Genomic DNA, 25,122 nt, shown 5'->3' with positions numbered 1-25,122 from the left:
TAAGTTTTGTAGAGGACTACCGGGACAACACCGTGCACGCGCTGATGCCAGGTGCTCCGTAGACGTGGCTGAAGGCCAGCTTGGGGTTTCCGGGAACCTGTCTGGCGCCGGCAGCACCGCGCAATTGCACGACATTCTCGTACACCTGTCGAAGCCCAGTCGCGCCGATTGGTTCACCGTTCGCGATGCAGCCGCCGTCAGTATTGATTGGGATTCGTCCACCGATAGCAGTCTCGCCGGCAACGATCAGCGCCTGCTGTTCTCCGTGTTTGCAGAGCCCAGTCTCGGCCATGTGCATAATTTCGGCGCCGCACTCGGTGTCCTGAATTTGCGCGACATCGATATCAGCGGGATCGACGCCAGCTGCTTCGAAAGCTGCTCGCGCAGCGACCGTCGTCGGGCCCTCCGCACTTTCAGGCGAGACCCACGGACTAAATACCTCGAAAGAGCCAAACTGACGTGAGCGCAACTCTGCAGCGTCAAGGAACACTGGGGTGTCGGTGTACTTCTTCGCCTGATCCGCGCGTGCAAGGATCAGAGCGACTGCCCCCTCCGCCGGGGAGCAGAACATGAATTGGGTCAAGGGATGGCTCACCATCGTCGACTCCAGGATCTGCTCTTCCGTCATCGGACTTCGGCGCCACGCGTGGGGTGCGAGCGATCCGTTCTGGAACGCTTTCACTGACACCTTCGCCAAGGTGTTCTCACTGATGTCGTGTTCCGCCATGTACCGCTGAATCTTCATCGCGAAGAACTGCGTCGTCACCATCATGCCGGTCTCGCCGTACCACTGTCCCAATCCATTTGCCTTGGGATCGGCGTTGAAGGCACCCTTGGGATGCTTGTCGAACCCGATCGCGATGCCGAGGTCATGTTTGCCCGACAAGATCGTGTTCACCGCAGACGTCAATGCGCTGCCGCCGGTGGCGCAGCCGTTTGAGACGTTGATGAACGGCAATCCCGTCAGTCCTAGTTCCGAGACCAGCGTGTCCGCGTTTCCAGCGGAATCACTTCCACCGTAGGCAAATTGAATGTCGCTCCACTCAATGTCCGCGTCAGCCAGCGCCTCTCGCACGGCATAGACCGCTTGCGTACGGCCGCTAACCCCCTCAGTCCGCCCGAACTGGTGAATGCCTACTCCGACGATCGCAACCTTCATTTGGTCTCCTCATGACTGCTCGGACCGAACGCATAGGTCAGGACTTCGGAACCATCAGTGTCGCAGTGGTTTATCACCGTGGTCAGTGTCATGGAATCACCGATCTCGAGTTGGTCCGGGTCGTTGACCGTTAGTCGGGCCTCGACGATAACCGAGCCCAGGTCGATGTAACCCACACCGAATGGGACGAACTCCTCCGGGCCCAGGAATGGACGTTTCGGTCGAAACGCCTGCACGGTGTACGACCACAACGTGCCAAAGTTCGGAAGGTCGACGGTTACCGTCGTCCCGCCACTGCATCGTGGACACGAGCCCTGCAAGGGGAAGGTGACGGTCCCGCAATCACTACACCTGCCACCGAGCAAAACAGCACCTCCCCCGTCGATGCGAAAGACGTCCCCGTCGATAGACCTGCTCGATGACGTTGCCTGCGTTGAGAGCACTCTCGAACTCCTGCTTCGTATTTGTTCCGTGCGCTTGCACGTGGACTGTCTGCGTGGACTTTTCAGCCTCGACGCGCCTCTGCTTGTCTTTGACTGGCCACGGCCAGCTAGATCACTAACCGGCCAATCTTGTGCGGCAGATCACTTGCAGTCGCCCAAGCATAATTATCATGAGGAAATTTGGCAACTAGGTGCCTATCTGAAAATGTTCGGCATGCGCAACCGTTGAAACACCGCGCTGGTTCGTTGAGTTCGAGGGACAACGAAGTTGTTGGCGACCACGGGCTTCAGGTGAACCGGCTTGTGCTCTGACAGCGGTCGACTCAGCCGAAGTCGCTCCACTCGGTGATCTTTCCATCGCTAATCGACAGGAACGTGAACGTATCGAGGTATGCCTTCTCCCCGGCCGTTGCAAATCCGGGGGACATCAGTCGCGGCCACAAAGGTACGCAAGATCCCCGTTTCGGCGAAGAGGATAGATACCTACTCAGCCCATTCCCCTACGCGTGGCCCTACCCGTTGTCCGTCGCGATTCTCCAGGTAGGCAGAACTGTGGCGTTGCCATTTCTGTCTGGACCCAAATCTTCGAAATCGACCACAAATTCGGTCGACTCGTCAACAGCCACCCGTCCGGGCAAGTGCCCGACCATCCGGATGTTCTCTTCATCGTCGAGTTCAATCAGCACCACTGTGTACGGCACCGGAAACAGCGGATGAACCTGATGCTCCACCACGGTCCACGACTTCGCTCGCCCACTGCCCACGACAGCGGCCCATTCGAGATTCTTTCCGCCGCATCCGACGCATCGGGGCCGGGGCAGATGAGTCCGAGTGCTGCACTGCGCGCAGGTGAGTACGCCGAGCTCGCCGTTCGCCGCCAACTCGAAGAAACCGCGACTCGCCGGGTCGTCGACCCGCGGCGCCAGCCGGGCACTCATGCCGATACCAGGATCAGCGCAGCGGTGGACGGCGGTGGCGCCGACGTCACGAGGGATACCGACGCCCCCGCCACTTGGTTCGACGAGTGTCCGCGAATCTGGCGGACGCCTTCGACGACGTGGTTCATTCCGTGGATATATCCCTCCGACATATGGCCTCCACTCGTGTTGAACGGCATCGCTCCGTCGACTTCGAGCTGGCCGGATTCGATGAACCCTCCCGCCTCACCCGGCGCGCAGAAGCCGTAATCTTCGATCTGCAGCAGCGCGGTGATGGAAAAGCAGTCGTACAGCTGCGCCGAGTCGATGTCCTGCGGCCCGAGACCTGCACGCGTATAGAGTGTCTCCGCGCAATACCTCGACGGCATCGACAACGGGTTCTCTCGCATCAGAACGGGGTACATCTGCCCCGGCTGGGGTCGGGGTCCGCTCGCCATCGCCACTGCCCGAATAATGGCAGGGGGTTGCCGGAGATCCTTTGCGCGCTCGGTTGTCGTGACGACGACCGCCGACGCGCCATCGGTTTCGAGGCAGTAATCGAACAGACGCAGCGGCGTGGACAACATACGCGAACCCATGTAGTCGTCCAAAGTCATTGCACGGTCATACATTTGCGCGGTTGGATTGTTGTTGGCGTGCTTGCGCGCAACCAGCGCGATGTTCGCAAGTTGCTCGGATGTCAGTCCCGTCTCGTTCATGTACTGCTGCGCGATGAGCGCAAAAAATATTCCGGGAGAGAGCAACCCATACGGACCGAAGAATTCGGTGAACGTCTCTGCTCCACCGATGACGGGATCCAGTTCGGCAGAGAGTCCGAACCGGTTGCCGGAGCGTCCGTTGAGCGACCGAAAGACCACTACGGTTTTCGCCTGTCCACTCATGATTGCGGCGACAGCCTGCGCAACCATCGCGCAGGGACCTGACCCGCCGGGGCCCGCCTCACCGTAGTACGTCAGATTGCCTGCGCCTATCGCATCTCCGAGCGCAGCGCAGGACACGAGGTCCATGTCATTACGGACGACGCCATCCACCTCGGAAGGATCGATCCCGGCATCTGCCAGTGCAGCGAGGGCCGCATCCGCGGCGAGAGCCGTCACACTGACCCCCGAATACTTTGAGAAGGCACTCTGCCCGACTCCTGCAATCGCGCAGACGTCACGTTGCCAACGATCATCCATGAGACAACACCTCCTCGGTGTGCTCACCAAGGAGCGGAGGCCGAGTCGGCGCTCCGTTACCACCGGAGAATCGGTACGGCGTACCGGGAAAAAGCGTGCTTGTTCCGTCGGACATCTCGACGGGCTCGAAGAACTTACGTTCGGCGAGGTGCTCGTCGTCGAACAATTCCTCCGGGGCCCGCAACGGTCCGATTGGTAGACCGCGGCCCTGCCCCTCACGGTAAACCGAACCCGAATCCTGAATAAGGAAGAACACCTCGAGCAGTTCCTGGATATGCGAAAAGTTCTCCTGTCGGTGTGCCAAAGACAGATATTCTTCGTCTACGAGATCCGCTGCAACACCGGCCGATTCCATCCACGAAGTCAATGCCTTCCACGCATTCTGGTCCGCGAGAATCAAGGCGAAATACACCCACACCCCGTCTGCACACTGGAACAAGGCCGGTTGTGTCGGTTCAGGTTGGGCATGCCGACAGGTCTGCCTCTGCACCAACGCCTTCGGGTAGAACCAGTAGGGGTTGGCCAACTCGCCCGTGACCGCGATCGATTCGTGCATCGACACGTCGACGAGCTGTCCCAGTCCGGTATTCTGCCGCTCGATGAGTGCAAGAAGCAGTCCGCACAACGCGAAACTCGCGGCGGTCATGTAGCCCTGATTTCCGCCGGGTCGGATCGGCGGAATCGAATGATCGTCGTAGCCGCAGGTAGTGAGAAGCCCACCTATTGCAAGACCGACTAGATCAGAAGTCCGGTAGTTCGCCCAAGGCCCGGTCAACCCGAATGGTGAGACCGACAGCGCAATCAAGCGAGGATTCTCCGAGCAGAGACTTTCGAGGTCTAAACCCTGCGCTTGGAGGTCCACGGGTCTGCCTGTCGTCAGGAGTATGTCCGCGCGGGAGATCAGCTCAGCGAGCGCTACCTGACCTTCCGCCTCCCCGACCGCCAGAGTGACCGAATGCTTCGACGTGTTGTAAGTCCAAAAATTCAGACTCCTGTCGGGGTCGACTTCACCACCGGCGTAGGGGCCGATATGTCGACTCGCCACACCACCGAGAGGTTCAATCTTGATAACCTGTGCGCCCTGGTCGGCAAGCAGCTTGCCCGTATATTCACCAGCCGGATCGTCAGCAAGCTCCACGACAACCAGGCCACTGTATGCGAGTTCCATCAGATCACGCCCTCTGCGGTAAGCACTGCAATCTCGTCCTCGTCGAGTCCGAGGATGTTGCCGAATACATATTGATTGTCTTCTCCGAGTAGCGGCGCGCTGCGCCAATTGTCCTGCACCGTCCGGGAAAACTGCATAGGTGAGCCTTCGAACTTTGCCACACCGATGACGGGGTGATCGAGCTCGAAGAATGTTTCCCGAAGGTTGATCTGCGGGTCCGACTCGGTGAGGTCCTGCGAGTTGCGGACGGCGCCTGCTGCGACCCCAGCGGCCTGTAATAGTTCCATGGACTCGTGTGCCGGCCGACGTGCGGACCATCGTGAGATGTGTTCATCAAGCTTGTCATGGTTGGCGAAACGGGAGGATTGATCAGCGAAGTCCGGGGACGAAGCCCATTCGGGGTTTCCGAGGGCTGAAGCAAACCGCGACCAGTCCGCGTCGTCGAACACGGCGATTGCGAGCCACTTGTCTTCGCCCGCAGCAGGATAGACACCGTGCGGGGCTGCCTGAGGATTGTCCAAGCGGTTTCCGTTGGGATAGCCGGGTCGACGAGTCTTAGCGTTGTTTACAGAAACGTCGAGCAAGTCCGGGCCTATCAAGTTGATACCGGCCTCTACCGCCGAGACGTCGATCTCCTGCCCCTTGCCGGTTACGTTTCGCTGCATGATCGCCATCAAGAGTGCCATCGAATTGTAATAGGCCGCTTGATTGTCCATATATGACAATCCCCAGCCGGACGGCTCACGATCCGGCAGACCGGAAATGAAGGACAATCCACACACCGCTTGGATCACCGGGCCGTAGCTCTTGAACCGGTGGTGCGGTCCGCTGTGTCCGAACCCGCTCATCCGGGCAAGGATGATCTCGGGATCGATCGCACGCAGATCGTCATACGTCAGTCCCCACTTCTCCATGACTCCGGGCGCGAAGTTCTCTGTCACAACGGAACTCGCACCGATCAACTGCCGCACCAACTGCTGGCCGCGTTCGGTCTTCATATTCACGGTGATGCCGAGCTTGTTACGGCTGTAGTTGTTGAAGAGTCCGCCCTTGTTCGGGTCCGGGTTTGGATCCTCGTCACCGTACGAGCGCAATTCATTTTTATAGATGGGCAAGCGTCTAGGCATGTCCAGGCGATCACGCGCCTCGATCTTGATGACCTCGGCTCCGAAATCTGCCAGCATGCGGGTCGCGACAGCGCCCACACCCATCCAGCAGAAATCTGCGATCCGCACACCCGCAAGCGGTCCCGTGCGCTGCTGGGGCTGGCGCCCACTGCCCGGCTGTGTCTGTATCGGCCGCGCGTGCTCGACTGCAGTCACGACGTGCCTCCAATCTTCGTTGTCTTGGGGGAATTCCGGGCGGGTAGTTCACTCACCGACCATTTGCGTGCCTCAGGTCAATCCCGGTACACCCCGAGCATAATTATCATGAGGAAATATCGCAATAGCTATAGTGCAGGGGAATACCCGCACAAAGCCGCGAACCCCGCGCACCGGGGGCAATTCGCGGGGTTCGAAGGGATCTGGCGCTGAACCTTCGCAGCAACCGATCCAAGTAGGAAAGTCGGGCTCGTGGTGAGAGGGTTAACCCACGGCCATCCGGCCACCGTCGACCGGCAGGATAGTCCCCGTCGTATAGCTCGACGCATCACCGGCAAAGTACAGAACGGCTCCAACGATTTCTTCGGGATTGCCACCACGCGAGATTGGCCAGGCCCCAGCGAGATTGTCGAATTCTTCCATGTCCCAGCCCTTGCTGATGTCGGTGAAGAATGACCCGGCCATCACACAGTTGACCCGCACCCGGGGCCCGTAAGCGGAAGCGAAACCCTTTGTCAGCGAGTTCAGACCCGCCTTAGCCGCACCGTATGGAATGTATTCCGGGGCCGGCCGCTCGGAGGCATTACTACTGATATTGATGATTGATCCACCGCCAGCCGCCGCCATTCGCTTGGCAACCAAAGCACTCAAGCGGAAGGGACCTTTGAGGTTTACGTCGACAATCTTGTCGAACAGTTCCTCGCTTATTTCTTCGATGCTCGGATACAGGGGTGCAATTCCGGCGTTGTTGACCAACACGTCCAACTTGCCGAACGTCGCGTAAACTTCGTCGATCAATGACGGCAAAGACGCCCAATCACCCACGTGCGCAGCCACTCCGAGCGCCTTGACCCCTGTCTTGGCCTCGATCTCCGCCGCGAGTTCACTGCACGGCTCGACCTTGCGGCTCGCAATCACGATGTGGGCGCCCTCCTCGGCGAATGCCCACGCCATCGAAGCTCCCAGGCCACGGCTTCCGCCGGTGATCAGAACTACCTTGCCGGCGAGATTATTTCGATCGATACTCATAATTCCTCGATTCGTTCAGCCGCTCGAACGTGACGTCGACTCGCGCCACGACTTTCCCTTGTCGGCCCGCGCTTCTGTGGGTAGTCCCAATAGTCGCTCGGCAATGATGTTGCGCTGGATCTCGTCAGAACCACCAGCGATGCGGTACCCCGGCGCCCCCAGAACGTGCTCGTTCCATGCGTAGGTTCCCGCCCGCCCGGTATCAGCGAGAAGATTTCGCCCCAATATCGCGGTTGCGGTGTCGGACACCAACTTCAACTTGTCCACCCACTGAACCTTGCGCACCGAGCCGATTGCCCCCGGGGCACCGCCCACCTCCCGTGCCTGCCGGTCGCGCAGCAGGTCGATCTCCGCCAAGGTCTGCCGAAGGAAGACCTTGGCCAGCATCTGCCGAATCTGTGGATCATCGATCCGCCCGACAGAACGCGCAGACGCGACCAACTGACTGAACTGACCGCCGACCGCTGCCGTGTTGGAGCTTCCCCCACGTTCGAACGCCAAAGTCGTCAACGCGACATTCCAACCCGCCCCCACCTCACCCAACCGAAGACGATCCGGTATCCGGACATCGGTAAAGAAGACCTCGTTGAAACTGGTGCCTCCCGACATTTGCCGGATCTGACGCACCTCAACACCAGGAGCGTCCAATGGCAATAGGAACCCTGTCATACCAGCATGTTTCGGAACATCTGGATCAGTGCGCGCGATGAGTTCACCCCAGTCTGCGAACTGTGCCCCCGAGGTCCACACCTTCTGGCCGTTGATCACCCACTCATCACCATCGCGGACGGCGCGGGTGCCGAGCGAGGCGAGGTCCGATCCTGCGCCGGGCTCCGAAAACAACTGGCATGCCAGGAGTTCGCCGCGGAGCATCGTCGGCAGAAAGGTCTCTTTCTGCGTCTGCGTACCGAGGAGCCGAATCGTCGGTGCGATCAAGTGCATCGTGACCGAGAACAGCTCGTGAGGCGCCAACGACAACAGCGTCGATTCTTCTCTCGCAAACACATCGGCGTGCTCAACGCTCAATCCAGCACCGCCGTCTTCGACAGGCCAGTCGAGGGCACCGTATCCGGCGTCAAACTTGATACGCTGCCACCGCTTGTGTTCCTGGAGCAACGCCTGCTCCGCGTCGAATGGCAGTGAATGGAACACCGCCACATCGAATGGATCGCGGTCCGCGCTGCCCGTTACGGCGCTCACGTTCTCGCGTAGCCAACCGCGGGCCTGTTCACGAAACTCTGACAGAGTCATACAATCTCCGAAATCTATACAGCGAGATCTACCCGGTATCCGGGAATCTGCAACTCAGTACAACGACTCTCCGCCGTCTACGATCTGGTTGGTGCCGGTGATGAATTTCGCACCTGGACTACACACGAACACCGCAGCCGCTGCCATGTCTTCAACGCTGCCTGCCCGACCCAACGGTACTGTCGCGGACATCCTTTCAAAGACCTCCGGATTCCGCTCGAGCGCCATCGGGGTGGCGGTAATACCGGGCGAGAGCGCATTGACCCGAACACCGCTCGAAGCAAGCTCGTAGGCTGCTACGCGCACAAACTGATTGAGCCCAGCCTTGGTGGTCGCGTAGTGAATCGTGCCTGGACGCGTCCCCAGCGCACGGACTGACGAGAGCACGAGAATCGCTGCGTTTTCGTTCTTGTCCGAACGTGCTGCCATCCGCGTCGCGGCCTGGTGACAACAGCGGAAGGTACCGGTGAGATTCAAGTCAATTGTATTGGCCCACACCTCCTCCGTCATCTCGAGGAACGGGACCATCGATCCGCTACCGGCGTTGGCGACAAAGATGTTGAGCGTGGAAAACGTGCGGTCTGCGAGTTCGAACATGCCGCTGACCGATTGAGGGTCGCGGATGTCTACTTCAGCAATCTCGACCAGTTGACCGGGAGCGGCCACCTCACGCAATTCCTCAGCAGCCAGTTCCAGCTGGGGTCGCCGACGTGCTGCGATCATGACATTGGCACCAGCCTCCACCATTCCCTTCGCAATGCCGAGCCCGATGCCTTCGCTTGCTCCCGTGACCAGCACGTTCTGACCAGCCAGTGAACCTCGGTTACTGTTCTCTCGACTCACTCGACACACCTTTCCAATTGTTCTTTCCCGCTGCGCGACTGCGGGTTCAGCGCAAGAACGGCACTTGAGCCGTGAGGGCTTCTAGGCGTCGAGACGCAGTGAGCCTGAGCGCGCCCGCGAAACACACAGCATCATGGTCTCGCCGCAGGCGCGCTCTTCCTTGGACAGAACCGAGTCCCGGTGGTCCGGAATCCCCTCCAGCACAGGTGTTTCACAGGTTCCGCAGGTCCCCTCATTGCACGAAGACAGAATGTCCACGCCGTTCGCCTCCGCCACGGAGAGAATCGATTGACCTGCCGAAACGGTGACCGTGATCCCCGACTGCACGAACTCGACCTCGATGTCGTGGTCAGGTCCGTCCAGTTCGACCTCTCTTGCCACAAAACGCTCGGTGCGCAGAACCCGCTTCACGGGGCCAGCCGCGCAAACCTCTTCCAGCTTGGCCAGCAGACCTTCCGGCCCACACGAGTAGATGATGGTCTCAGGGGAAACAGCTCCTACGAGCCCTTCGATATCGGGCATACCAAGTTCGTCATCCGGCCAGATCTGAACCCGGTCCCCGAATCGGGCCAGCTCCTCCAGATACGCCATACTTGCCCGGGACCGCCCGGCATAGAATAGGTTCCAATCCCGGTCTTCACGAGCGAGTTGCGCGATCATCGGTATCAGCGGCGTGATGCCGATACCACCGGCCACAAACTGGAACGCCGGCGCCTCGGTGAGGGCGAAATGATTGCGTGGTGGGCTCACCGCAATGGACGACTGTTCATCAAGTGAATCGTGAACGAACGCTGAACCGCCACGGCTGTTCGGCTCCCGGAGGACCGAGATGACCCAACGGGTTTCGGTGGACCCGAAACCAGTGAGTGAATATTGGCGAACCAATCCCTCACGCATCTGAATATCGATGTGCGAGCCTGGTTCCCAGCTGGGTAGCGCATCACCGCTCGCAGATTCGAGAGACAGTTCGACGACACCGTCGGCGATCATGCGTCGTCCGACGATGCGAAGATCGAGATTCATTGTTCACTTCCCAAAAGTTTGTCCGAAGTACCGAACACCCCTCGAAGCAGGACGAGTCTGCTCCGAGGGGTACCCAGTGGCTTATCCGTAGTCACACCACTCGGTCAAACGGCCGTTCTCGAACGTCATGATTGACAGGACGTTGAGCTGGCAGAACTCGCCAGCCTTGCCGAATCCGGGGACATCCGCTGTTGCGGTTCCCTGCCATGTCGTCTCACGCATGACCGAATTACCGGTCACCGCCCAACGCGTGGTCTCACCGATCGAGCGATCAGGGAACACCTGCTTCATCTGCTCTACCGTCGCGATCATCAGATCACGTCCAGTTGCAGCGACGCCGCGGTTCTGGTGCACCACAACAACATTCTCGTCGACGAGGTCGCGTAGTACGTCGAGTTCAAGGTTGTTCCAGGCGTCGACGACCTTGTGTGCCTGCGCCAACAATTCTTCGGGAGCCGAGTTGGTCATTGAATGTTCAGTCCTTATGTCAGAGATACAGGTTCAGGTAAATTACTTTGTCGGCAATTCGATTTCGAACTCGTGAATTCCGCGGGTGGGCATCGAGTGATATTCGATGGACTGACCCTCGACCAGTGCAAACTCCGGCACCTTTGCGACCATCCGCTCCAGCACAAGAATCATCATCACGCGAGCGAAGTTCGATCCCAAGCATCGGTGCGGACCGATACTGAAGGCAAGGTGGTTCTTGTCATCTCGGTGCAAGTCCCACTTGTGCGGATTCGGGAATTTCGTTTCGTCGCGGTTCGCTGCGTTGTAAGAGGTCCACACCTTGGCCCCCTCGTCGAGGTCGGTCTGTCCGACCGACACCGGGCACGTGGTAGTGCGCTGCAGGGCAGTGACATTCGCGAACATGCGAAGGCCTTCTTCTACGGCGTTGGGCACCAATTCCGGATGCTGAACCAGCTCGGCAAGGTCGTCCGGGTGCGTCGCGAGGTGATGGAGAATTCCGCCGAGAAGCGTTCCGGTTGATTCCAAACCGGCGATCGAGAGCGGTAGAACGACAGCAACACGTTCGGACAGGGTGGGCTCGCGGCCGTCAATCTCCTTGACCTGGCACACCAGGCTCACCAGATCGTCCTCAAGAGGTTCCGCCGTACGCGCCTTCACCAGCGATTCAATTGCTGTATGGAGGCTGACAAATGCATTTTCGGATGCTTCTGCAGTTTCGCCGACGAAGATGTCGTGTGCCCACTGCATCCAATCATCGATCTTGTCGCCCTCGAGCTGAAGCAGATTACTGAAGACCGCGCGCAGCTGCAGTGGCCGCAGGAAGTCCTCCATGACATTGAATCGGCCGCGCTCGATGCCTGCGTCAAGGAAGGTATCGATCTCTGCGGTGATCGACGGTGCGAAGACTCGCATCTTCTCTTCCGTCAGTTCAGGATTGAGAAGTTTGCGCCACTCCGTTTGCGCCGGTGGGTCCAGGTCCTCAGGGAGGAATCGGCCCTCATTCTTCGGAGGTGCCGCACGGTTGTCATGACCGAGAATCGCGACACCTGCTTCCGAGGAGAAGCGCTTCCAGTCCCGCAGAATTTTGAAGTTATCCTCGTATCGGGTGGCGACGAAACAAGGCGTATCGCCCTGCGTGTGGACACTCAGTTCGTCGAGCTTCTGCATGCGGTTGATCTCGGGCCAAAAATTCTCGTTGAACTCCGGTGACCACATATCAACCGGGCACCGACCAGCTGAGGTCGCCTCAGACTGCAGCTCTTCAGTCATTCTCAAATCCTGCCTTCACTAAAGTAATTGCGCCCTCGGGACACACGGCGAGAACCTCATCAACCGAGTTCGAGTCCGGCACCTTGCCGTTGCTCTTGACCTGTGCACGACCCTCGTCGTCAGGATTGAACAGGTCGGGAAAAGTGCGTAGCACCGACCGTGCGCCTGGCAGTAGTCGTGATCTACCGCTATCGTGTTTGTCATTTCGACTCCAATCAAATGTCTGCCGATACTTGAATCAAGCGCGCGCGAGCTGCCCACCATCAACGGGAATCGCTGCACCAGTGACGAATCGGGCTTCATCCGAGGCCAGCCACAACACCGCGTTACTCACATCCTCGGGCTCCACCCACGGGATCGGAAGAAGCGTGAGATTACTGAAGAGGCCGGCGGCATCAGCGGGAGTCGGATTCTCAATATCCGGGAGGAACATCTTCAGCAGGCTCTCGTTGATCGCCATTTCAGTGTTGACGGCGCCAGGATTAACCGAATTGACCCGAATGCTGTGCTGACCCACTTCGTTGGCCAGCGACAACATCAGGCCCTGCATGCCGTGCTTGGAGGCACTGTAATGCGCCTGCCCTGGTGCACCGCGGAGCCCGACAGTGGAGCTGACGAAGATGACCGAACCACCTACGCCGCGCTCGATCATCGAAGGCAGAACTGCCCGGCACGAGTGCCAGGCTCCAACAAGATTGGTGCCGAGGATGTCTTCCCACTGCTGATCCGTGAGTCCGACTACCGATCCTTGGTTCGAGATGCCCGCGTTGGAGACGAGGATGTCGATCCCACCGAACTCGCGAAGCGCCTCTTCGACAACCACATCGAGCGAAGCTTGATCTCGCACATCGGCTGCACGCGCAATGATCCGACGGCCTTCCTTCTCGACCAGTCGGACAGTCTCCTCGAGATCTTCGGGGGTGCCCGACGTGTAGTCGAGGTTTTCCTGCTGCTTACACAGATCCACCGCGACGATGTCGGCACCTTCCTGCGCGAGCCGGACTGCGTGGGTGCGCCCTTGTCCACGAGCAGCCCCGGTAATGAACGCGATCTTGCCATCCAGCCGTGTCATTTTGATTGCCTCCTATAGAGCTGTCCAGGCGGTTACGCCCGATACTTCGATGAATGGCTGTAATCAAGCGGAAGAAATGACTCAGAGGGCCCGACCTTCGCAACCAGCGATCGAGAGCCAGCGTCGGCTAGTCAGTTCTGTTAGCCCTGTCACATCCCGGCCATCGTGTACCCACTATTGCTCATGAGGAACTCGAATGTCAAGGGTATCGAGGCCATCAACATCACGACCGAATCAAACCGAAACCGCAGCGCGTCCAACAAGGCTCGGGAATGGGCGAGCTGTAGCGGAAGGGATCGCGAAAATCCTGCCGTCCCCGCTGCTCGGGGTCGACTGAAGACCACGGAGTCAAGTTCACCAATCGTCACGTCGCGCGCGAGACAGCAGATTCCCTTCGACTCGTTCACGTCCCGGGAACTCCAACCTCCGTGCGCGCACGGAGGGCGAGGGCCTGTGCGGGCGCGCACACGATGGTCAACGCCGTACTGACCACAGTTCTACTCGTACGACTACCTGCACTACGACGCACCGGCGGAACTGTTGCTACTCAACAAGATCTAGGCGCATCAATCGCAGTTCGTGAACTACTTCTTTCCGCAACAGAAGTTGGTGTCGACACGATGACGGGGCGAAGGCCAGTGTCGAGGCAGCGCACATCGTCGCGGCCACCCACAATGCGGTACCAGCCCCACATCCGGCGGTGGCCAGGGGAACTCATCGCCAGGGATCGAAACTTGTTGCCCGACCTAGAAATCCAGATCGTCGAGGCGACTGCCCGGATTGCGGAACTGATCCCGTCGAGTCCATTCTTGGGCGTTGATGTCGGTACCCGGCCGATAACCGGCGACTGTCGGCAATTATGCAGGGGCACTGGGCAATCCGGTCCGATAGGTGGGTCCGACACACGGACACATCAGCCGCGGAAGGGTCCTACCACTGCGCCGTGCGCTGATCGAACTCGGTTTCGGTCTGCGACACAATGAACCGGCATCGAAGCAGTACGCCGCGGAACCCAAGGCCCGCGGCAAGCCGAACAGGGTCGGCGGGTGCTCGCTGGCGCACCGCGCCAACCGCATCGCCTGCGCGTTTGTGCGAGACACCTTCGACCCGGCCCGCTGGCAGGTAGAGGCCGCCTGAGCGCTGACCGGCCACGAGGATCTTCCGCGTGACCGTCCTCGGCCGGACCCCGGTGTTTCGTTTTCGTACAGGTTACTCGGCGGGCAACACTGGTGCCCTGCACCAAGTCACGTGAGGCGTCAGAGCCACTCGACCGCAGTGTCAAGCGATCCGCCCAGTCGTTCTCGGCAGTAGTCGACCACACCTCGCAAGTGCTCCTCCATCAGATCGCGAGACCGTTTGGGATGCCCGGCCACAACCGCCCTGGCGATGCCGTGGTGATCATCGACGAGTACGTCCCGGAGGGTACGCGGATCATCCACCATGGCGACGTGATGCGCTACGATTTGGCCGTAGGATTCCAGGCTCAGTTCGAGGACCCGGTTACAGACCAACGATGCAACCGCCCTGTGAAACCCTGCATGCTCTTCGAGATAGCCCTCAAGAGCATCTCCGGATTCGTGCTGGTGGCCGTCTATAAAGGGCTCCATCGTCGCAGCGCGCAGAACTGCATCAGGATGGCGTGCTGCGCGCTCCGCGAGTTCCCCCTCCGCCCATACCCACGCCTTGAAAAGTTCCTGATAGGTGGCACCTGACATATGGAAGAACAATGCCGAGACACGTCCGAGATGCGCAGCCCCCACAGAACCGACCACAGGACCACCGCCGGGACCGCGCCGAATCGCAATCATTCCCTGAACTTCGAGCAGGCGCAGTCCTTCCCGGAGGGACTCGCGACTCACGCCGTATTGAACGAGCATGGCTGCTTCCGACGGCAACCCGTCCCCCGGGCCAAGGTTCTGGGCTCGGATATCGCCGACAATGTTCCGTGCGACTACCTCAGCCGCTTTAAGCGGTCTCAGCAGAGAGGATCCGCCCGGTCCAATCGGAATTGCGCGGTCACTCCCCTGCGCGGACTTGAGCGCGCCCTCCCTGCGTTCGACCATCACGCCATCCTCACCAGATAATTCACACCGATAAATTCCTGAGCTTCACAGGTCACCATCACCATGGCATTGATCACTTGTGACTTCGCTTGAGATTATCATGATGTATAGACGAGGCACCGCCCTAATCGGTCGACCACCCCCGGCATGGGGAATCATCATGCCGAAACCCATAACCTGTGCCACCGATGGCGACTGGCGGCGTCGTACGTCCGGTCCGCAGCGCAGACGAGGGATACGCCGAAGCGATTTTTCGAATCACTGCATTCCCTGCATCCATGCTCAGCTCAAGGGGCTCGTCGAGTCAGATCAGACCCCGTGCAGAACGCTCTCGCAGTCCCTGCCTGGACTACCATTCGGGTGTTCGGGTCAGCGTCCGCCTCTACGATCGCCCTGCTCAGTGCCTGCAAGATATCGACATCGAGCGCGTTCATCCGCTCCGGACAGCCGATGGTCATCTGGGTCGTCCTGCCATCGCGGTCGACGACGACATTATCCGCTGTCGGCGAGGTGTTCTCGATGATCGCGGCTTCGAGAATGGATTCCGAGCTTGTCGCGATTCTGTCACGGACAACGACATCCATACCTGTGCAGCCGAACTCTTTCGACGCTGCGAGACGGCGGTTAGCGTTGACGCCGATGTAACCTGCTGCACCGACGAGCTTTTCATCGGTCGAGAGATTTTCAGCCACGTTTTTGGTGAGGGCTACGCCTGGTTGGAGTTGCCGTTCGACGTTGGTCGACAGATCGGACAAGTCACCGATCCGCCGACGAGGGTTACGAGGGTTGCCGATCAACTCGCTCAAGAGGACATCAGTCATGAGCTGGCCGTCGATGAATTTGAACCCTTCAGTGTCGGAGATTGCCTACACCCTCTATGCGTCGATGCCACCCAACGCGACGGGCCACGAAGGAGGTGACGGCACCTGGTCCTCCTCGCGTCATCGACCACTACAGAAGACCGTGCGCCTACTTGGTCAGACCCCCGCGCGCAACGCTCGGGTTCGCAGTCGGCAGTAACAGTTCATGGCATCACTGCCACGAAACGCCAGTCCAGCACGTCAAGATCGTTGCCATCGTCTCGCTGTGCGCGCACGACCGACCGCAGGTGCACCACACTGCCATTGGCCTTCTCGTCGACCCACTCCACTGTTACATCACTTGTCAGTGTGTCGCCTTCTCGAACGGGCCCGGTGTGATCGCACGATACCCATCCCAGAATGCCAATCATGTCCGGAAAAGCCCGGTTCGCTTGTCCGAGTGCGAGGCCGATGGTGTGGCCACCGTAGACGAGACGGGCCCCTTGTTCTCGTTGATCATGATGTACTGCAGCGATATTCATGCTCAGTCGGGCAAGCTCAGGCGCGTTGGAGACTACGTCGCCGCTGCTTCGATAGATCATCCGGGCGTGGGTGCCACGAAGGTCCGGGACCCTGTTTCCTTCCGGTATACATCCAGATCCCACTCTTGCGGAATACCCCAGGGCCGGTCGTCGCTCGGGCCGATGGACGACATGTCGTCGCTGTGCCGGACACGTCCCGGGTCCGGGTTGTCGCTCAGGGGAAGCATCGCGCAGCGGTAGAAGTCGAGAATAACCTCACCGTGCCGGTCAGTGGATGTGACGCGCAGTGCTGCCAATCCACTGGGAGCGCGGCCCGCCTTGTGCGAGTTTTCGCGGAGAGCAACGACTTCGGTTCTCGTGTGCAGTGTTTCACCGATGTGCGGGAACCTGTGCAATCGGAGCCCTCGGTAGAATAGGTTGGCGATCACATGGTGCGTTGCCAGAGTGGACTGCCCGATCGCGACATCGCAGACCAGCCCGGGATGTGCGAGCGCAGTCTGCTCTCCGGTCACGGATTTCGAGAGGTGGGTATCGAGTGGTAGCCGCAGCCGATTGCCGAGGATGGAATGGTGGACTGCGGCGAGGCCGTCAGTGAGTGTCACGGAGGGGGCGGAGTCGTAGACGGTTCCGACGGTGAGCTGATCGAAGTACGGTCCCCCGGTGAGCGAGACGGTCATGATGTTCCTCCGATTCGTGTCAGCAATCTGCGGGCCGATACGGCGATGGCTTCGTCGAGCATTCGTCCGTCGAGCTGTGCCGCTCCGGCGCCTCTGGCCTCAGCCTCTGCCATAGCCCGCAATACACTGTGTGCGTGTGCGACGGCATCAGCTGATGGTGTAAATATCGTTTCCGCAGAATCGATCTGGTTCGGGTGGATGACCCATTTTCCATCGAAACCGAGGTCACTGGACCACTGAGCCCACTGCCGAAATGGCGGGTCGTCGGAGATGCCGAGATAGGGGCCGTCGATGGCATGGATCCCGGCAGCCCGAGCCGCAGTCAGGACGATGTCCTGGTGCGACAACCACATCGCAGGTCCGGCGCGCTCGCTGCGGCCGAGGGCGGCACCGAGATCGGCGTATCCGAGAATCAACGACTCTAGCCGCGAGTTCGATCGTGCGATTCGAGTTACGTTCTCGATTCCGGCCGGTGTCTCGATCAAGGCTTGTACGCCGATATCCGTCGCGGCCAGAGACGCGCTGACCTCGTCGAGTTGTTTTGCGGTCTCAGCTTTGGGAACGATAATGCTGCGTAGCTTGCTGCCGAGCGATGCACAAGCATCAAGATCGTCGTGGGCCCAGTTTGTCTCGAGACCGTTGATTCGGACCGACACTGTTCGGTCGGCGGACAACGTGGACAGCATTCGGTGCATCGTCACGCGGGCGTCGTGTTTGGCGGCCGGCGCCACGGCGTCTTCGAGGTCGAGCACCACTTCGTCCGCTGTCGAGGCGAGTGCCTTGGTTGCTTTACGTTCGTCCGATGCAGGTGCGACCAACACCGTGCGCCGACGTATCTGCGGCCGGGTTCTCACGGCGCCTCGTCGGTGACCACGACGGCGCTGCGCACGAGCGCCTCGATTCGTTCGGCATCGAGACCGAGGACGGATCCGAGGACGTCTGCGGTGTGTTGACCGTGTCGTGGTGACGGGGCGGCGTCGGTGTACCGTCCTTGCCATCGCAATGCGGTACGGGAGGTGAGCATCGCACCCGCGCCGGGATGTTCGATCTCCTGCACCGCCGTGTGTTGGTCGGTCTCGCGGAGCTTGGTGGCGACTTCGCCGAGATCACGATAGGGACTCCACAGCACGCGGGTATTCGCGAGGTCGTTCACGATCTGCTCGAGCGTTCGCGCTTCGAACCAAGGCCGCAGGATCGCCGTAATCGCCTGTCGGGCAGTGAATCTGTCCGCCGACAGCGTCAGGTCTAGAGACCGTTGCTTCTCGAGGGCAACGAAGATGTCAGCAGTCCCGGTCACTTCGACCAGGGCATTCCACTGACCGGCGGTGAGACCGACGACCATCACCGAGCGTCCGTCAGCGGTGGGAAAGTCCGAGCCGTAGCTACCGTACAGAGCGTTGCCCTGACGTGGGCGCCGCGCCGTGGATTGCTCGGCTTCGGCGATCCACCCCATGCCGGCGATCCCGGACAATGCGACGTCGGCCAGTGCCAGTTCCAGGTAGGAACCGGCACCTGTGCGCTCGCGGTGCCGCAGCGCAGTGACGATACCGAGCGCGGCGTGCACGCCGGTGATCATGTCCCACGCCGGCAATACATGGTTGACCGGAGCGATGGAATCGACCGGACCGGTCATGAGCGGAAGTCCCAGCGCCGCATTGACCGTGTAGTCCACCGCGGGGGTGCCGTCGGCGTTGCCCTGGATGTGCAGATGAATCAGATCGCTGCGTCGACTGGTCAAGCTGTTGTTGTCCAACCATGGTGCATGGGCGACGTTTTCGAGGAGCACGCCGGCCTCGGCAATGAGGTCAGTGACCAACGCTCGGCCGGTATCACTGCGCAGGTCGACGGCAATCGATTTCTTCGCCTGGTTGAGGCCGGCCCAGTACAGGCTCGCCCCGGTGTCCGTGATGGGCCAGCGGTCGGCATCGATGGCGCCGCGAAGTGGGTCGATGCGGATGACCTCGGCTCCCAGTTCGGCGAGCATACGGCCTGCCGTCGGTCCGGCGACGAAGGTACACATGTCGATCACCCGAACACCCTCGAGTGGACGCGCGGTCATGATGTGCGCTCGAAGATTGCGGTCAGGCCCTGACCTCCTCCGATGCACATGGTTTCGAGGCCGTATCGGGAGCCTCGCCTGTCCATCTCGCGCAGCAGCGTGGTTAGTATGCGGACCCCGGTAGCGCCGACGGGATGGCCGAGCGATATCCCGGATCCGTTGACATTGGTTCGTTCGAAATCTGTTGCGGTGAAATTCCATTCGCGGGTGACGGCGAGTGCCTGAGCGGCGAATGCTTCGTTGAGCTCGATCAGATCGATGTCAGCCAAGGTGAGGCCGGCGCGTTGGAGAGCCCTGGCGGTGGACGGCACCGGGCCGATACCCATCTCCGACGGCTCGACGCCGGCCACTGCCCAGGTAACCAGTCGGGCGTACGGACGCAGTCCCAGACTCTCTGCGGTGGCGCGGGACGTCACCAGACATGCTGCGGCGCCGTCGTTCTGCCCGCTCGCGTTTCCGGCGGTGACAGTGGCTGCGGGATCCGAACCGGACATGACGGGTCGCAATCTGGCCAAGGACTGCATTGTCGTGTCGGCTCGCGGATGTTCGTCGCGATCGACGATCAGTGGCTCGCTTTGCGGACCGGTACCTCGATGGGGACGATTTCCTCGGCGAAGACGCCGGAGTCGATGGCTGCCACCGCGCGGCGATGAGATTCGACGGCAAGCGCGTCCTGTTCGTCGCGGCCGATGCTGTACTTGCGGCGCAGGTTCTCGGCGGTTTCGAGCATCCCTCCGGGTACGGGGTAGTTGCGGCCGCCTGCTGTGACGCGGCCGCGTCCCAGCCGGTCGTGCAGTGTCGCGGGTGAGCCTTTCGCGCCCCAGCGCATGGCGGTCGTGTAGTACTCGGCTTGACTCATCGACTCGGCTCCGCCGGCGATCACGATCTCGGCGACGCCGGTCTGGATGCGCATGGCGGCGTCGAGGACTGCTTGCAGGCCCGAGCCACAGCGTCGATCAAGTTGCTGGCCAGGGACGGTGACGGGAAGTCCGGCGTCCAGAGCGACGACACGGCCGATGGCCGGAGCCTCCCCGTTCGGATAGCACTGGCCGAAAATAACGTCGTCGACAGCGGCGGGGTCCACCCCCGTGCGGGTGAGCAACTCAGAGACCACACGGGCGCCGAGGTCGGTTGCGGAGACGTCCTTGAACTGACCTCCGTACCGCCCGACGGGAGTACGAAGCGGTTCGCAGACGACAACGTCGTGCGCCTGTGCAGGTGTGGTGTCAGGCATGTCGGAAGTCCCTCTCGTAGTCGGTCCATTGCTGTGCCCATTCGCGCAGTTCGACGGCGCGTACCTTGGTCCCGTTGCCGCCTACGGTGGTAGGCATGTCTTCGATGATGTGCACTGCGGAGGGCACTTTGAAGGCCGCCAGGCTTGACGCACACCATGACTTGAGTTCTGCGGAATCGAGCGGCGCGGTGTCTGAGGGCACGACGAACGCGATTGCTTGTGTGTATCCACCGGCTGCAGTGATCCCGACGACCTTCGCCAGGCGTACCCCGGCGTGTTCGGCGAGTCGTTGTTCGATCTCGGCGGGGTCGACGAGGAATCCACGCAGTCGGAGAACGTCGCCCATCCGGCAGATGTACGCGTACCCTCCGTCGCCGGTTGCGGTGCCCAGATCGCCGCTGCGGAACCATCCGTCCGCGGTGAATGCGGCGGCCGCTGCTCCGGGATTGCCGAGGTAGGCATCGACTACGTTGGGGCCGCGAACTTGCAGTTCACCTTGCTCGCCGTCCGGCAGCACCGAGTCGTCGAAGGGATCGGCGATGCGGATTACGATGTTCGGGGAGACGGGTCGCCCGCCGCCTGTCCATCGCAGGGTCTCTGCATCGTCGAGATCCCACAGCAGCATCAGCGAGAAGACCTCCGAGGAACCGAACACCCCCGTGGTGAGGGATCCGAACTGATCGCGTGCCCACCGCGCGATCTGGTGTGAGCGGCCGAGAAAATCGGCGATCCCGAGGACCTTCAGCGACGACAGGTCACCTCCGGTGATCTGCCATTGATCGTGGAGTTGGCCGCAAAGATCGTCACCGCCGACGATATGCGTCACGCGCAACGATTCCATCCGCGAAAGCGTCGCGGCCGCGTCGAAGACAGGTTCCATCAGTAGCGCTGCGCCGCCGGCCAATCCCGCCAGCGCGGTGTTGAATCCGAATACACCTGAGACGGGAAGAACGCACAGGGCGACATCGCCGGGTTGGATCCGCAGGGCTACAGCGTCGGCGTGGGCGTGCCCGACGACGGCGCTCTCCCGGTGTGCTGCGAGTTTCGGTGTGCCGGTGGAACCGGATGTTGTGAAGGCAACGGCGAGCGGGTCGTCGGCGAATGGGCCAGCCACGAGGCCTGCTGCGGTGGGAGCTGCCCTGTTCGGTGTGGCCGCGACCTGAACGGATCCGGTGTCGGCGCTACCGGCGTTCCAGGAACCGCCACCGAGATCGAACGGCCCCGGATCAGGGGCGACCGATGCGGCAGCGCCGCTGACGACTGCGATCGCCGGCACGGTGGCCGGCTCGACCGAGTTCAGTGCGTCGGAGAGCGTGGCGAACAGATCGAGACCGTGGAATCGATCAGCTACGGCAACCACGCAGGGTCGTGCTGATTCGAGGATGTGCGCGATCTCGCGGGTGTTGTAGCGAGTGTTCACACCGATCACGTGCGCCCCGAGTTCAGCGGCCGCGAACTGCCAGACGATGGTGTCGGACCAATTGGGTAGCAGCACTGCGATGCATTGGCCACTATTGACCCCAACTGCTTGCAGCTCGGTGCGCAGTGCGCGAACTCGGTCAGCCAGCTCGCGGCGGGTTGTCGGCAGGACGAGGTCTCCGGCCACATCGAAGGTCGCAACTGCCTGAGGATCCGATTCGACCAGGTCGGTTAGAAATTGCGCGAGTGTCGTCACGAGACTGCCTCCACGGTCGAGCCTGCACTCAACTCGCTCAACCAGCGGTGGGCGACGGAGGCGAAGTCGCCGACTTCCTCCATCGGGTAGTGCCCGATACCTTCGAGCAGGGTGTAGCGGGCAAGACCTGGGTTCGACTCGTTGATAGCGTCAACAGCGGACTGGACACTCCGAGCGTCGATCCAAGGGTCCTCGTCGCCGGCGATCAGGTGTATCGGGCACGTGATGTCGCCGAGGCGGTCTCGGACATCGTGTGTGCCCCAACCGATAAGGTCGGTCGAGGAGATCTCCGGATCCTCGCGTTTGTGCATCGTGGCGATGACGTGCGCTCGACTTTCCGGTACTGCGCGGCCGATCGATGCCAGTGTGCCCAGGTAGGTCCGGTCCGCGCGACTGGGGCTGGCCACATCTTCGAGTTCGCGTCGAAGTCCGTCGACGTTCACGCGACCTGGCGCGGCCTCGGCTTCCATGGCGATGGCTCCGGCGAGCGGCTGTGAGGGCCTCGTTGCCAGTTCCAAAGTGAGTTTGCCGCCGATGGAGCAGCCGATGACGAACGGTGCGTGTACGTCGAGAAGGTCAAGGATCTTCCAGAGCCAGTCAGCATAGACACTCAGGCTTCTGATCGGTGCGTGTGCGGCGGGCTCGGAGCGTCCATGTCCGGGAAGATCCGGGACGATCACCCGGTAACCGAATTCGGACAGCGCCCTGGCGACGTGGCGCCATTGAACGCCGCTTTGACCCGCGGTGTGCAGACACAGAACCGTGGGTAATGTTGCGGCAGTACCATTTTCCGGTGTCACGATCTCGACGAATCCGAGCGCTCCGTCCACCTGAAGATACTTCGCTTCGATCATGCGTGGGACTCCTTCGCGATGATTCTGGCGTGCTCGATGATTGTTCCGAGAGGCTTGGTCAGTCGTAGATACTCGTAACCGTCTCCGCTGGAGGAGAATTCACCAGCGATTGCACGGCGCATGAAATCGCTGCGTTCAGCGCTGGCGAGCTCTACCCAGCGTTCGGCGGTGGTGATGAAGGTGAAGGTGGCGCCGTTGGGTGTACGCCTGGTGACGTCGACGATCCGGCCGCGATAGATACGCAGATGGACCTCGCGTGCATGACTGGGTCCGTCGATACATCGCAACCCGATCGTTCCGTCCCAGTTCGCCAGCGAATCGGCGAATGTCCCATCTTTACTGAGGGATTCACGCAAGGCTTCGCCCCAGCGCACGGTGCAGAAGTCGGCGCCTGGACCGTCTCCCGCTGCTGCGGTCCGCGGCGCGATCCACGTTTCGACCCCTTCTTCGCGGGTGTTGCCGGCCTCGTCGAGAAGTCGAACGTGGCGATCGACCTCGATCTCGGAGTCCCGGTTCGCGACTCGGGTGATCACCGTCTCGGCGCCGACGGCGTCGAGGTCGGTAACCGCGACGATACGACTCCACTGCAGTTCCGTGCGTACGGCGCCCAGGGCCACCGGCGTGGTCAATAGACCAGCGGCAACAATGCCGGTTGCGCCTACCTGTTCCAGTACCGAACGGTGAGCAGCAAACACACCCAGTAGATCCCCGATCGGGTGAAACGGTGAGGCGAACGTGTCACCGACTGCAATGCCGGTAGTCATCGACGTCATGACTGCGACCGTCCCAGCAGTTCGTCAGAGATGATTCGCATCTGAATTTCGCTCGTGCCTTCGAAGATTTTCGTCAGTCGTGCGTCGCGCCAGTGCCGTTCGACTTGGAAGTCCGTGGTGTAGCCGGCACCGCCGTGGATCTGTACGGCTTCGCTGGTGACGCGTTCTGCCATTTCGGTGGCAACCAACTTGCACATCGAGGCTTCGAGCGAGCAGCGGCGTCCGGTGTCGATGTCGGTGGCCACGGCGTACATCAGCTGGCGGGCAGCTTCGATATCGGCGGCCATCTTGGCGATCTTGAAGCGAAGGTGCTGAAAATCTGCGATGGGATGGCCGAATTGGCGGCGGGTGTGCATGTAGGCGATGGAGTCCTCGAGGGCCGCTCTGGCCAAGCCGATTGCTCGGGCGGCGGTGTGCGCACGACCGACTTCGAGACCGCTGACCGCGAGGTAGAAGCCTTTACCCTCCTCGCCGAGCATATTCACGGCGGGGACGCGGAAGTTATCGAACGCGAGTTCCCAAGTGCTCCAGCCGAAATAGCCGATCTTGCGTATTTTGGTGCCGCTGATGCCCTCGGGGAGGACTCCTCGTTCTTTGTCGATGAGGAATGCACTGATGCCGCGGTGCGGTTTGGCCGGATCCTTCTGTGGATCCGTTCGCGCGAACAGGACGAGATAGTCGGCCTCGTCGGCGTAGGTGCACCACATCTTGGTGCCGTTGATAATCCAGTCGTCGCCGCTGCGGGTTGCGCGGCACGAAATATTGGCAACGTCGGACCCTGCCTCGGCTTCCGAGAGTGCATACGCTCCGAGGTAGTCGCCGCTGGCTACTTTCGGGAGCAGCGCAGCCTCTTGTTCGGGGGTGAAACCGCCTCCCATCCCGTTTCCTCGCGCCAGCAGTCCCGAGACACTCATCCACGCGCGAGAGAGTTCCTCGGCGACGAGACAGTATTCGAAGACTCCGAGTCCGAGGCCGCCATGTTCTTCGGGAATCATGATTCCGAAGAAACCGACCTCTGACATTGCCTTCTTCAGCGAATCCGGAATGGCGCCTTGCAGGGGATCAAGTTCGTTCGCGACCGGGAGTACCTGCGTCATCGCGAAGTCCCGGGCCAGATCGCGGATAGCCAATCGGTCATCGGTGAGGTACCTCGGGGAATCGGTGCGCGGCTGAGACGGTCGATGAGTCATGACATGCTCCTGGTGACTGTCGTGCGTCCACAAATTACGACGCATCACATTAACGCTTGTTCACCAAGTAGAGCATGCGGGCCGCGAGT

The 25,122-nt window shown here is 60.8% G+C and carries 22 protein-coding genes and 2 pseudogenes; 1 reads left to right on the top strand and 23 read right to left on the bottom strand.

What is annotated here, in order from left to right; translation table 11 throughout:
* Positions 1-16: 16 nt before the first annotated feature.
* The 13 genes from BDB13_RS31150 to BDB13_RS31090 all read right to left on the bottom strand — a co-directional run bounded on the left by BDB13_RS31150 (position 17) and on the right by BDB13_RS31090 (position 13,166).
* Positions 17-1,159 (bottom strand): thiolase family protein, encoded by a 1,143-nt coding sequence (locus BDB13_RS31150; protein ID WP_094275815.1) that lies wholly within the window; start codon positions 1,157-1,159, stop codon positions 17-19.
* Complete coding sequence (locus BDB13_RS31145) at positions 1,156-1,602, bottom strand: Zn-ribbon domain-containing OB-fold protein (protein WP_094275814.1); 447 nt, start codon at positions 1,600-1,602, stop codon at positions 1,156-1,158. The genes BDB13_RS31150 and BDB13_RS31145 overlap by 4 nt, the downstream gene beginning before the upstream one ends.
* Positions 1,603-2,114: 512 nt before the next feature.
* Positions 2,115-2,540 (bottom strand): Zn-ribbon domain-containing OB-fold protein, encoded by a 426-nt coding sequence (locus BDB13_RS31140; RefSeq protein ID WP_094275813.1) that lies wholly within the window; start codon positions 2,538-2,540, stop codon positions 2,115-2,117.
* The gene (locus BDB13_RS31135; protein ID WP_094275812.1) at positions 2,537-3,718 is read right to left on the bottom strand and encodes a thiolase C-terminal domain-containing protein; all 1,182 of its coding nucleotides are present in this window, start codon (positions 3,716-3,718) and stop codon (positions 2,537-2,539) included. Before BDB13_RS31135 ends, BDB13_RS31140 begins: the two co-directional genes overlap by 4 nt.
* Positions 3,711-4,886, bottom strand: a complete 1,176-nt coding sequence (locus BDB13_RS31130; protein ID WP_094275811.1) for a CaiB/BaiF CoA transferase family protein — start codon at positions 4,884-4,886, stop codon at positions 3,711-3,713. The genes BDB13_RS31135 and BDB13_RS31130 overlap by 8 nt, the downstream gene beginning before the upstream one ends.
* Positions 4,886-6,208, bottom strand: a complete 1,323-nt coding sequence (locus tag BDB13_RS31125) for a CaiB/BaiF CoA transferase family protein (RefSeq protein ID WP_254923157.1) — start codon at positions 6,206-6,208, stop codon at positions 4,886-4,888. The genes BDB13_RS31130 and BDB13_RS31125 overlap by 1 nt, the downstream gene beginning before the upstream one ends.
* Before the next feature lie 264 nt (positions 6,209-6,472).
* Complete coding sequence (locus BDB13_RS31120; protein ID WP_094275809.1) at positions 6,473-7,237, bottom strand: SDR family NAD(P)-dependent oxidoreductase; 765 nt, start codon at positions 7,235-7,237, stop codon at positions 6,473-6,475.
* A gap of 15 nt (positions 7,238-7,252) precedes the next feature.
* Complete coding sequence (locus BDB13_RS31115) at positions 7,253-8,488, bottom strand: acyl-CoA dehydrogenase family protein (RefSeq protein WP_094275808.1); 1,236 nt, start codon at positions 8,486-8,488, stop codon at positions 7,253-7,255.
* Positions 8,489-8,542: 54 nt separating this feature from the next.
* Positions 8,543-9,331 (bottom strand): SDR family NAD(P)-dependent oxidoreductase, encoded by a 789-nt coding sequence (locus BDB13_RS31110; protein WP_094275807.1) that lies wholly within the window; start codon positions 9,329-9,331, stop codon positions 8,543-8,545.
* A gap of 81 nt (positions 9,332-9,412) precedes the next feature.
* Positions 9,413-10,354: a PDR/VanB family oxidoreductase gene (locus BDB13_RS31105; RefSeq protein WP_094275806.1), complete on the bottom strand. Its 942-nt coding sequence runs from the start codon at positions 10,352-10,354 to the stop codon at positions 9,413-9,415.
* Between the two features lie 81 nt (positions 10,355-10,435).
* Positions 10,436-10,822 carry an ester cyclase gene (locus BDB13_RS31100; protein WP_094275805.1) on the bottom strand — a complete coding sequence of 129 codons (387 nt, stop codon included), beginning with the start codon at positions 10,820-10,822 and terminating at the stop codon, positions 10,436-10,438.
* A gap of 42 nt (positions 10,823-10,864) precedes the next feature.
* Positions 10,865-12,094, bottom strand: coding sequence for a cytochrome P450 (locus BDB13_RS31095; protein ID WP_094275804.1), 1,230 nt, complete (start codon positions 12,092-12,094; stop codon positions 10,865-10,867).
* 238 nt (positions 12,095-12,332) lie between these two features.
* Positions 12,333-13,166 carry a mycofactocin-coupled SDR family oxidoreductase gene (locus BDB13_RS31090; protein WP_094275803.1) on the bottom strand — a complete coding sequence of 278 codons (834 nt, stop codon included), beginning with the start codon at positions 13,164-13,166 and terminating at the stop codon, positions 12,333-12,335.
* An 891-nt stretch (positions 13,167-14,057) separates the two neighbouring features.
* On the opposite strand from BDB13_RS31090, the gene BDB13_RS32550 reads away from it, so the two are divergent.
* Positions 14,058-14,303, top strand: a complete 246-nt coding sequence (locus BDB13_RS32550) for a hypothetical protein (RefSeq protein WP_176459825.1) — start codon at positions 14,058-14,060, stop codon at positions 14,301-14,303.
* 119 nt (positions 14,304-14,422) lie between these two features.
* Here the strand turns inward: BDB13_RS32550 and BDB13_RS31075 are convergent, their stop codons facing one another.
* From BDB13_RS31075 to BDB13_RS31030, 10 genes and pseudogenes are all read right to left on the bottom strand, one after another.
* A complete protein-coding gene (locus tag BDB13_RS31075; protein ID WP_094275801.1) occupies positions 14,423-15,229 on the bottom strand; it encodes a FadR/GntR family transcriptional regulator in 807 nt (268 codons plus the stop codon).
* A gap of 287 nt (positions 15,230-15,516) precedes the next feature.
* Positions 15,517-16,050, bottom strand: coding sequence for an enoyl-CoA hydratase-related protein (locus BDB13_RS31070; RefSeq protein ID WP_094275800.1), 534 nt, complete (start codon positions 16,048-16,050; stop codon positions 15,517-15,519).
* Positions 16,051-16,253: 203 nt separating this feature from the next.
* Positions 16,254-17,248 (bottom strand): annotated as a pseudogene (locus BDB13_RS31065) (MaoC family dehydratase).
* Entirely contained in the window at positions 17,245-18,102 is an 858-nt protein-coding gene (locus BDB13_RS31060; protein ID WP_176459756.1) for an HpcH/HpaI aldolase/citrate lyase family protein, read from the bottom strand. The pseudogene BDB13_RS31065 and the gene BDB13_RS31060 overlap by 4 nt, the downstream one beginning before the upstream one ends.
* Positions 18,099-19,307, bottom strand: a complete 1,209-nt coding sequence (locus BDB13_RS31055) for a CoA transferase (RefSeq protein WP_094275798.1) — start codon at positions 19,305-19,307, stop codon at positions 18,099-18,101. Before BDB13_RS31055 ends, BDB13_RS31060 begins: the two co-directional genes overlap by 4 nt.
* Positions 19,304-20,541, bottom strand: a pseudogene (locus tag BDB13_RS31050) (acetyl-CoA C-acetyltransferase). Before BDB13_RS31050 ends, BDB13_RS31055 begins: the two are co-directional and overlap by 4 nt.
* Positions 20,534-22,216: an AMP-binding protein gene (locus BDB13_RS31045; protein WP_094275797.1), complete on the bottom strand. Its 1,683-nt coding sequence runs from the start codon at positions 22,214-22,216 to the stop codon at positions 20,534-20,536. Before BDB13_RS31045 ends, BDB13_RS31050 begins: the two are co-directional and overlap by 8 nt.
* Positions 22,213-23,070, bottom strand: coding sequence for an alpha/beta fold hydrolase (locus BDB13_RS31040; protein ID WP_094275796.1), 858 nt, complete (start codon positions 23,068-23,070; stop codon positions 22,213-22,215). The genes BDB13_RS31045 and BDB13_RS31040 overlap by 4 nt, the downstream gene beginning before the upstream one ends.
* On the bottom strand, positions 23,067-23,843 hold the full coding sequence (locus BDB13_RS31035; protein ID WP_094275795.1) for a hypothetical protein: 777 nt from the start codon (positions 23,841-23,843) through the stop codon (positions 23,067-23,069). The genes BDB13_RS31040 and BDB13_RS31035 overlap by 4 nt, the downstream gene beginning before the upstream one ends.
* Complete coding sequence (locus BDB13_RS31030; protein WP_094275955.1) at positions 23,840-25,033, bottom strand: acyl-CoA dehydrogenase family protein; 1,194 nt, start codon at positions 25,031-25,033, stop codon at positions 23,840-23,842. The genes BDB13_RS31035 and BDB13_RS31030 overlap by 4 nt, the downstream gene beginning before the upstream one ends.
* Positions 25,034-25,122: the final 89 nt, after the last annotated feature.

The organism is Rhodococcus sp. OK302, from assembly GCF_002245895.1.
Taxonomy (GTDB): Bacteria; Actinomycetota; Actinomycetes; order Mycobacteriales; family Mycobacteriaceae; genus Rhodococcus_F.
Note: the sequence above shows the minus strand (reverse complement) of the source record. Positions and strands in the feature narration are given on the sequence as shown.